Source organism: Candidatus Methylomirabilota bacterium (assembly GCA_035260325.1).
Lineage (GTDB): Bacteria > Methylomirabilota > Methylomirabilia > Rokubacteriales > CSP1-6 > AR19.
This window is the reverse complement of record DATFVL010000276.1, coordinates 1-8157: the sequence shown is the minus strand read 5'-3', so window position 1 is coordinate 8157 and position 8157 is coordinate 1. Positions and strand designations below refer to the sequence as shown.

Genomic DNA, 8157 nt, shown 5'->3' with positions numbered 1-8157 from the left:
CGCCGGCGGCGGGCTGCTCATGGTGGACAGCGCCGAGCCGCGCGCGCCGGGCCCGGTCGACGTCGTGATCCCCCCGGAGAAGCTCCGCATTTACAAAGGAGACTGACCATGCTGCCGAGACTCGCGCTCCTGCTGCTGGCGCTCGCGGTGCCCGCGTCCGCCGCGACGCGGCTCAACGTCGCGATCGGCGCAGACGTCAACGTCGTCGAGGTCCACAAGACACTCCTCGGCCCCGGCTTCCGCGAGACGGACAGGGACATCGAGCTGAACGTGGTCGGGACCGGCACCGGCGAGCCCGCCAGCCGGGCGATCTACACCAAGATCAAGGCGCAGGCGGACACGGGCCGCAAGCCCTGGGACCTCGACGTCGCGCTCGTCTCCATGGCCGTCGCGTCGCAGATGGTGAAGGAGGGGCTCCTGCACCGCTACGTGCCGCAGCTGAAGAACGCTGCGCTCGTCAAGGGCGCCGAGGTGAAGCACGCGTTCGGCGTCACCGTGGACGGCTACGTCGTGCCGATGTTCCACAACCAGATCGCCCTCGCGTACAACCCGGCGACGGTCCCGAGTCCGCCCAAGTCGTTCGACGACCTCGCGACGTGGGCGGCCGCCCACCCGGGCAGGTTCGGCTACAACGGCATCAAGGGCGGCGTGAGCGGCGTCGGCTTCACCATCGGCTGGGTGTACTGGAAGACCGGCCTCTACACGCAGCTCACGCAGGGACCGTTCGACCGGACGAAGGAGGGTGCGATCCGCGAGGCGATCACGGCGCTGCGCGACTTCAACCGGAACGCGCGGCTCACGAACGGCAACGCCGGCACCCTCGACGCGCTGAACCGGGGCGAGATCTGGATGGGCGTCGTCTGGATCGACCAGCTCGTCGCCTGGAAGAACGAGGGGCGCATGGACCCCGCGGTCACGCCCGTGCTACCCGCGCCGGGCCTGCCGATCTACCCGCTGTATCTCGTCGTGCCGAAGGAAGCCGCGAACCGCGAGGCCGCCGTGCGCTACATCGACTACATCGCCACGCCCGAGGTGCAGGCCAGAGCGATCGTCGAGCGCTTCGGCTGGTATCCGGGCGTGGATCCCGACAAGGTGCTCCCGCTCATCAGCGCGAAGAGCCGCGAGCTGCTCTTCAAGGGCGTGAGCGCGGACGATCTCGCGAGGTACTCGCGCCAGATGCCGATCAAGGAGTATCACGACCTGATCACGCTGGCGTACGAGGAGATCGTGCGCTGAAGACGCACGGCGGGAGCACCCGGTGAGCGCCGGCGAGCGGCTGCTCTGGGGCGCGCTCTGCGCGCCCCCGCTGGCGGTCCTCGGGGCCGTCTTCGTCTGGCCGCTCGCGGCGTCCGTGACGGCCAGCTTCACACGCGACGGCGCATTCTCGCTCGCCAGCTACGGGACGGTCTGGCGCCTCTACGCGGGCGACGTCCTCTACACGGTCGGCGTCGCCGCGGCGGGGACCGCCGTCACCTTCCTGGCGGCGATTCCAGCGTGCGGCTGGCTCCGCGCCCGCGCCTTCGGCCCCGTCGAGTTCCTCCTGAAGGTGCCGCTCTTCGTACCTTTCGTCGTCGTGGGCCACGCGCTCCGCGTGTTCCTCTCCCCGTACGTGCCCGCGCTCGCCTCGTCCTGGGCGGGCATCGCGCTCGCGCTCGCCTGGAAGCATCTGGGCCTCGCGACGCTGCTCCTCCTGGGCGCCTTCCGCGGCGTGGACGAAAGCTACCTGGAAGCGGCGCGCAACTTCGGCGCGGGCACGGGGCGGCTCACGCGTGACATCCTCGTGCCCATGGCCGCGCCCGCGCTCGGCGTGAGCGCCATCCTCATTTTCTCCTCGATGCTCGCGTCGTTCTCGATCCCGCTCATGATGGGCCGGGGCGGCGGCCCGCAGATGCTGATGATCGACGTGTACTACCGCTTCGGTCAGCACGGCGACTTCGCCACCGCCTCGGCGCTCGGCGTCGTCGCGTACCTGCTCGCGCTGGGCGCGGCGCTCGTGTACGTGCGGCGGCTCCTGGCATGAGCGCCGGCCGCCTCGCCGCCCGGGCCGCCGCGCTGGCGGCGGCGGCGTTCGTCATCGCCGGGCCGTTGACGAGCCTCGCGGTCTGGTCGCTGGCCGAGCGCTGGACCTACCCCAGCCCCTGGCCTCAGCGTTTCGGCTTCCGCTACTGGCAGCGGGTCCTGAGCGGCGATTTCCTCGAGCCCCTCAGGCTCGGCGTCACGATCGCGGTCGCCGTCACGCTGCTGGCGCTCCTCTGCGCGATCCCGCTCGGCTATGCCCTCGCGCGGCTCGCCTTCCCCGGCCGCACCGCGGTCCTGCTCCTCTTTCTGCTGCCGCAGGCCTTCCCGCAGCTCCCGGTCTTCGCGAGCGCGACGCGCGAGTTCTACCGGTGGGGACTCGCGGGCACGGTGGCCGGCGTCGTGCTGATCCACCTCGTGGGCGCGCTCGTCTTTGCCGTCTGGACGATGACAGCCGTCTTCCGCTCGATCGGCCGCGAGCTGGAGGAAGCCGCGTGGGACCTCGGCGCCTCGACGACGCGCGCGTTCGTCTCGGTCTCGCTCCCGCTGGCGTCGCCGGGCATCGTCGCGAGCGCCGTCCTCGTCTTTCTCTACTCGCTGGACGAGTTCACCGGCACGCTCCTCGTCGGCGCGCCCTTCGTGACGACACTCCCCGTCTACATGTACACGGCGAGCGTGGGCTACGAGCTCCAGATCGCCTCGGTCACGGCGATCGTCCTCATGGTGCCGGGGGCCGTCCTGCTGCTCTTGCTGGAGCGCTTCCTGAAGTCGGAGTACCTGGTCTTCTTCGGCCAAGTCTGAGCCTTGCGTCGCGGGGGCGGCGACTCCATCATAGGGCGTCCATGAGCCTGCCCCGGAGCGCCAGCGTGGTGATCATCGGCGGCGGCGTGGTCGGCTGCTCGATCGCCTACCACCTCGCGCGTCACGGCGCGAAGGACGTCGTCGTCCTCGAGCGCGAGACCGTCGGCAGCGGCACCACGAGCAAGGCGGCGGGCGGGATCCGCGTCCAGTTTCCGCACGAGACGGAGATCCGCTTCGCGCTCGAGAGCATCAAGGTCTTCGAGCACTTCAAGGACGAGTTCGGCGCGGACCCGGGCTACACCAAGATCGGCTACCTCTATCTGCTCTCGGAGCCGAAGCAGCTCCGCCGCTTCGAGAAGCGGATCGCGCTGCAGCGAAGCCTCGGCGCCGACGTGCGCGTGCTCAAGCCCGAGGAAGCGAAGCGCCTCGTCCCCGCCCTCCGCGTGGACGACCTGCTCGCCGCCGTCTGGGGCCCGCAGGACGGGATGGCCGGCCCCGCCGAGGTGACGAACGCGTTCGCGCGCCGCGCACGGGACCTCGGCGCGAAGATCGTCGAGGGCGTCGAGGTCGTGGCGCTCGAGCGCACGGGCTGGAAGGTCACCGGCGTCACGACGACGCGGGGCACGGTCGCCGCACCCGTCACGATCAACGCCGCCGGCCCCTCCGCGGCGCGCGTCGGCCGGCTCGCGGGCGTCGAGGTCCCGGTCCATCCGCGGCGCCGGCACATCTTCTTCACCGAGCCCTTCCCCGAGATCCCGGGCCCGGTCCCGCTGACGAGCGACGTCACGAGCGGCTTCTACTTCAGAAAGGAGATGGAGCAGGTGCTCCTGAGTCCGGGCGACGTCGAGGACATCGGCGAGGACTTCGTGGTGCCGATGGACTGGGGCAAGGTCGACGAGACGGTGCGGAAGGCGGTCCACCGGCTCCCGATCATCGAGAACGCGCGGATCGCCGGCGGCTGGGCGGGCCTGCGCCCGCTCACGCCCGACGACCACGCGATCATCGGCTGGGCGCCGGGCCTCGAGGGCCTCTTCCTCGCCGTCGGCTTCGGCGGTCACGGCTTCCAGCACTCGCCCGCCACCGGCCGCCACGTCGCCGAGTGGGTGCTGGACGGCAAGCCCTCGCTCGACCTCTCGCTCTTCGACCCGCGCCGGTTCGAGCGGCGCGACGCCATCCACCACGACGACGCCGACGCCGAGTAAGCGATGAAGATCGCCGACGTCCGCGTGATCCTCGCCGACATCCCGGTCAAGCGCCCGCACACCATGTCGTTCACGACGCTCCACGCCGTCAACTTCACCTTCGTGCGCGTCGAGACGGCGAACGGCCTGACGGGCTGGGGCGAGGCCGCGTGCCTCGGCGGCCCCACGTGGAGCGAGGAGTCGGCGGAGTCGGTCGCGGCCACGATCGAGCGCTACGTCGCGCCGTGGCTCGTCGGCCGCGACGCCACCGAGGTCGAGCCGCTCCGCCAGGAGATGGCGCGGCGGGTCCAGGGCAACCCCTTCGCGCGCGCCGCGGTCGAGATGGCGCTCTGGGACCTGAACGGCCGCGCCCTCGACGTTCCCGTGCACCGGCTCCTCGGCGGACGCGTGCGCGATCGCGTGCCGCTCTCGTGGTCGCTGGCCGTCGCCGACGGGGACGCGGAGATCGCCGAGGCGAAGGCGAAGGTCGCCCTCGGCCATCGGATCTTCAAGATCAAGACCGCGGCGCATCCGGTCCATGAAGACGTCGCGCGCGTCAAACGGATCCGCGAGGCCGTCGGCCCGGACATCGCGCTCCGGGTGGACGCCAATCAGGGCTGGGACCGGCCGACGGCGCTCCGCGCCATCCGCGCGCTCGAGCCCTACCGCCTCGATTTCGTCGAGCAGCCGGTCCCGAAGTGGGACCTCGGCGGCATGGCCGAGATCGCCCGCAGCGTCGCCGTGCCGATCATGGCCGACGAGTCCTGCTGCTCGCCCCACGACGCCATGGCCATCGCGCGGCTCGGCGGCGTCTCGATCCTCGCGCTCAAGCTCACCAAGTCGGCGGGCATCCTCGGCACGATGGCGATCGCGCGCATCGCCGAGGCCGCCGGCCTCGGCTGCTACGTCGGCTGCATGATCGAGACATCGCTCGGCACCGCCGCGTACCTGCACGTGGCGCTCGCGGCCGCGCCCGTGACGTGGGGCTGCGAGCTCTTCGGCCCGCTGCTCCTCGCCGGCGACGTGGTGCGCCGGCCGGTCCGGTACGCCGACGGCGCGATCCTGGCGCTCGACGGCCCGGGCCTCGGCGTCGAGGTGGACGAGCGGATGCTGAAGGAGTGGGCGCGGCACTGAGTCATCGGTGCTTCGCGAGGAAGGCCTCCATGCCCCGCCTCGCGTCGCCGGCGGCGAAGGACGCGTGGTGCGCGCCCTCGCAGAACCTGGCGCACGCGCGGAAGTCCGCCTCGGTCCTCCGGCGCGCGTACTGCCGGTTCTGCCGCATCGCGATCGGCGCGTAGCCGGCCAGTGTCCGCGCGAGCGCCTCGGCCTCGGGCAGGAGCCGCGCGCGCGGGACCACCTTGATCGTGAGCCCCGCCTCCAGGGCCTGACGCGCGTCGAGCGACTCGCCGGTGAGGACGAGGTACAGGGCCCGGCTCATGCCGACCGTATCCCACAGGAGCTCGAGCCCGAAGACGGCGGGAATGCCGTCGCGGATCTCGGGCATCCCGTAGCGGGCGTTCTCCGAGGAGATGCGGATGTCCGCCAGGAGCGCCAACTGGCACCCGGCGCCCATCGCCCAGCCGTTGACGGCGGCGATGACCGGCACGTGCAGCATGCGGATCTGGTCGTAGAGCAGCTCGAACTCCCTCACCCACGCCTCCGCCTCGGGCCCGCTCATGTCCTTCGCCTCGGTGAGGTCCTGGCCGGCGCTGAAGGCCTGGTCGCCGGCGCCGGTGAGGACGACGGCGCGGATGCCCGGATCGGCCTTGACGCGCGCGAGCGCGTCGGCGAGCTCGCCCTTGAGCGCACGGCTGAGCGCGTTCAGCACCCGCGGGCGATCGAGGGTGACGACCACGACGTTCTCCTTCCGCTCCCACACGATGGTCTGGTACATGCGCGGCCTCCCAGCGTGCCTCGTGGCACGGCCACGCACTCTAGCACAGGAGACCATTGACGCTGGCCGACCGCCCGCATAGCATGATGGCCTCTCCGCGCCGCAGGAAACCCCTTCACGGTGGAGGATCGCCATGAACCGGCGAGCCGGTCTCGGACTCGTGGCAGCGCTGCTGATGATCGGGCTCACCACGCCGGGCGTCGCCCAGAAGCCCGTGAAGCTCGGCGTCCTCACGCCGCTCTCGCCGCCCGGCGACGCGAGCGCGGGACAGTTCATCGTCCGCGGCGCCAAGATGGGCGCCGAGGACGTCAACGCGCGAGGCGGGGTCCTCGGCGGGCGCAAGATCGAGCTGGTCATCGAGGACGACTCCGGCACGCCCGAGAAGGGCGCCGCCGGGTTCCGCAAGCTCGCGACCCAGGACCAGGTGGTCGCGGTCGTCGGCCAGTTCCACAGCTCGGTGATGACGGCGGTGCAGGCGCTCGCCGAGCAGTTCCGGGTCCCGGTCTTCTCCACCCAGGCCTCGGCGCGCCAGATCACCGAGAAGCACCTGACCTACACCTTCCGCACCCACGTGATCGATCCCGACCGTTGCGAGCTCTGGACTCGCTGGATCAAGGAGCGGGGCTTCAAGCGGGTCGCGCTGATCACGGAGAACACGGACTACGGCATCGGCCTGGTCGATGAGACCAAGAAGGCCTTCGCGTCGATGCTCCCCGGCGGCGAGCTGAAAACGATCATCTTCGACCGGGCCGTCGTGGATCTCACGCCGCAGCTCCTCGACATCAAGAACTGGAAGCCCGACATGCTCCTCAACGGCGGCATCGGCACGCCGATGTACCTGATCATCAAGCAGGCCTACGACGTGGGGCTCCACCCGGCGGTGCCGATGCTCATCTCCTACGACGCGCCCGTGCGGGCCGAATACTGGAAGACCCTGGGCGAGAAGGGCAACTGGGCCTCCTTCATCGTGTACTACCACCCGACCATGAGGCTGACGGCCCGGGGCGAGGCCTTCCGCAAGAAGTACATGGCCGAGTTCAAGGAGGACCCGATCTACGGCGCCTTCAACGCGTACGCCCAGGTGGTCCTCCTGGCCGACGCGCTGAACGCCGCCAGGAGCGACAACAGCGACGAGCTGGTCAAGGCGCTCCTGGCCGGGAAGTTCGAGGGGTGGAACGGCACGATCAGCTTCTCGCGCGGCGAGGGCCCGTACTGGCAGCAGTGGACGCCGCCGATGCTGGTGACCCAGTACACGAAGCCCGAGCAGGCGTTCACGGACGTGAAGATCGTCTATCCGCCGCAGCTCAAGACGGGAGACTGGATGCCGGCACCGAAGCGCTGAGGACGCCGGGCGACCGTTGGACGCGTTCCTGCTCTCGCAGTACGTCCTCTCGGGCGTGGTCATCGGCGTCATCTACGGCCTGATGGCCCTCGGGATCACCTTCATCTACAGCATCATGAAGATGATCAACTGGTCGATGGGCGAGTTCTACATGATCGGCAGCTACGTGCAGTACGCGCTCATCGTCTCCCTCCTCGGCCCGCGCCGTTGGTGGCTCGCCCTGCCCCTGGCGATGGGCGCGGTCTTCTGCCTCGGCCTCGTCGTCCAGCGGCTCCTCCTCCGGCCGATGTTCGTCGGCGGGATCGAGCGGCGCGACGAGTACGCGACCATCGTCACCATCGCGCTGATGGTGTTCTTCCGGAACCTCGCCATCGTCCTCGGCGGGCCGAACCAGTACGCGCCCCCGGACTACGCCCGGCCCACGACACTCGGGACGCTCCCCATCTCGGGTAACCGCTTCGTGGCGCTCATCGCCACGCTCGTCCTCCTCGCGCTCTTCTACCTGGTGATCAGGAAGACGTGGATCGGGCGCGCGCTGCGCGGCGCCGCCCAGAACCGGGTGGGCATCCAGACCGCGGGCATCGACGTCCTGCGGCTCGACATGCTCGCCTTCGGCGTGGGCGTGGCACTCGCGGCCGCCGCCGGCGCCCTCCTCGCGCCCGACTTCCTCGTCTATCCGGAGAACGGGGCCATCTCGACGTTCAAGGGCTTCGAGATCATCGTCATCGGCGGCCTCGGCTCCATCCTCGGCAGCGTCGTGGGCGGAGTCCTGCTCGGGGTGATCGAGGCGCTGGGCTCGGTCTTCGTCTCGGCGGCCTACAAGGACCTCTACGGCTTCCTGCTCCTGATCGCCCTCCTGGTCTTCCGGCCCACCGGGCTCTTCGGCGAGCGCGAGCGCACCGTGTAGCTCCTCGGCGGGGGCC

8 protein-coding genes are annotated in these 8157 nt (G+C 70.5%); 7 read left to right on the top strand and 1 reads right to left on the bottom strand.

Going from position 1 to position 8157, the window contains the following annotated elements; genetic code table 11:
* Positions 1-108: 108 nt before the first annotated feature.
* The 5 genes from VKG64_17765 to VKG64_17745 are packed head-to-tail and all read left to right on the top strand — an operon-like array spanning position 109 to position 5132.
* On the top strand, positions 109-1236 hold the full coding sequence (locus VKG64_17765; protein HKB26886.1) for an extracellular solute-binding protein: 1128 nt from the start codon (positions 109-111) through the stop codon (positions 1234-1236).
* 22 nt (positions 1237-1258) lie between these two features.
* Positions 1259-2020, top strand: coding sequence for an ABC transporter permease subunit (locus VKG64_17760; protein HKB26885.1), 762 nt, complete (start codon positions 1259-1261; stop codon positions 2018-2020).
* Positions 2017-2817, top strand: a complete 801-nt coding sequence (locus VKG64_17755; GenBank protein HKB26884.1) for an ABC transporter permease subunit — start codon at positions 2017-2019, stop codon at positions 2815-2817. The genes VKG64_17760 and VKG64_17755 overlap by 4 nt, the downstream gene beginning before the upstream one ends.
* A gap of 41 nt (positions 2818-2858) precedes the next feature.
* Positions 2859-4019, top strand: a complete 1161-nt coding sequence (locus VKG64_17750; GenBank protein ID HKB26883.1) for an FAD-binding oxidoreductase — start codon at positions 2859-2861, stop codon at positions 4017-4019.
* Positions 4020-4022: 3 nt separating this feature from the next.
* On the top strand, positions 4023-5132 hold the full coding sequence (locus VKG64_17745; protein ID HKB26882.1) for a muconate/chloromuconate family cycloisomerase: 1110 nt from the start codon (positions 4023-4025) through the stop codon (positions 5130-5132).
* 1 nt (position 5133) lies between these two features.
* On the opposite strand, the gene VKG64_17740 is transcribed toward VKG64_17745, so the two are convergent.
* On the bottom strand, positions 5134-5892 hold the full coding sequence (locus tag VKG64_17740; GenBank protein ID HKB26881.1) for an enoyl-CoA hydratase/isomerase family protein: 759 nt from the start codon (positions 5890-5892) through the stop codon (positions 5134-5136).
* 133 nt (positions 5893-6025) lie between these two features.
* Between VKG64_17740 and VKG64_17735 the strand changes: the two genes are divergently transcribed.
* Both VKG64_17735 and VKG64_17730 read left to right on the top strand, forming a co-directional pair.
* Positions 6026-7234, top strand: a complete 1209-nt coding sequence (locus VKG64_17735; GenBank protein HKB26880.1) for an ABC transporter substrate-binding protein — start codon at positions 6026-6028, stop codon at positions 7232-7234.
* A gap of 16 nt (positions 7235-7250) precedes the next feature.
* Entirely contained in the window at positions 7251-8141 is an 891-nt protein-coding gene (locus tag VKG64_17730) for a branched-chain amino acid ABC transporter permease (protein ID HKB26879.1), read from the top strand.
* Positions 8142-8157: the final 16 nt, after the last annotated feature.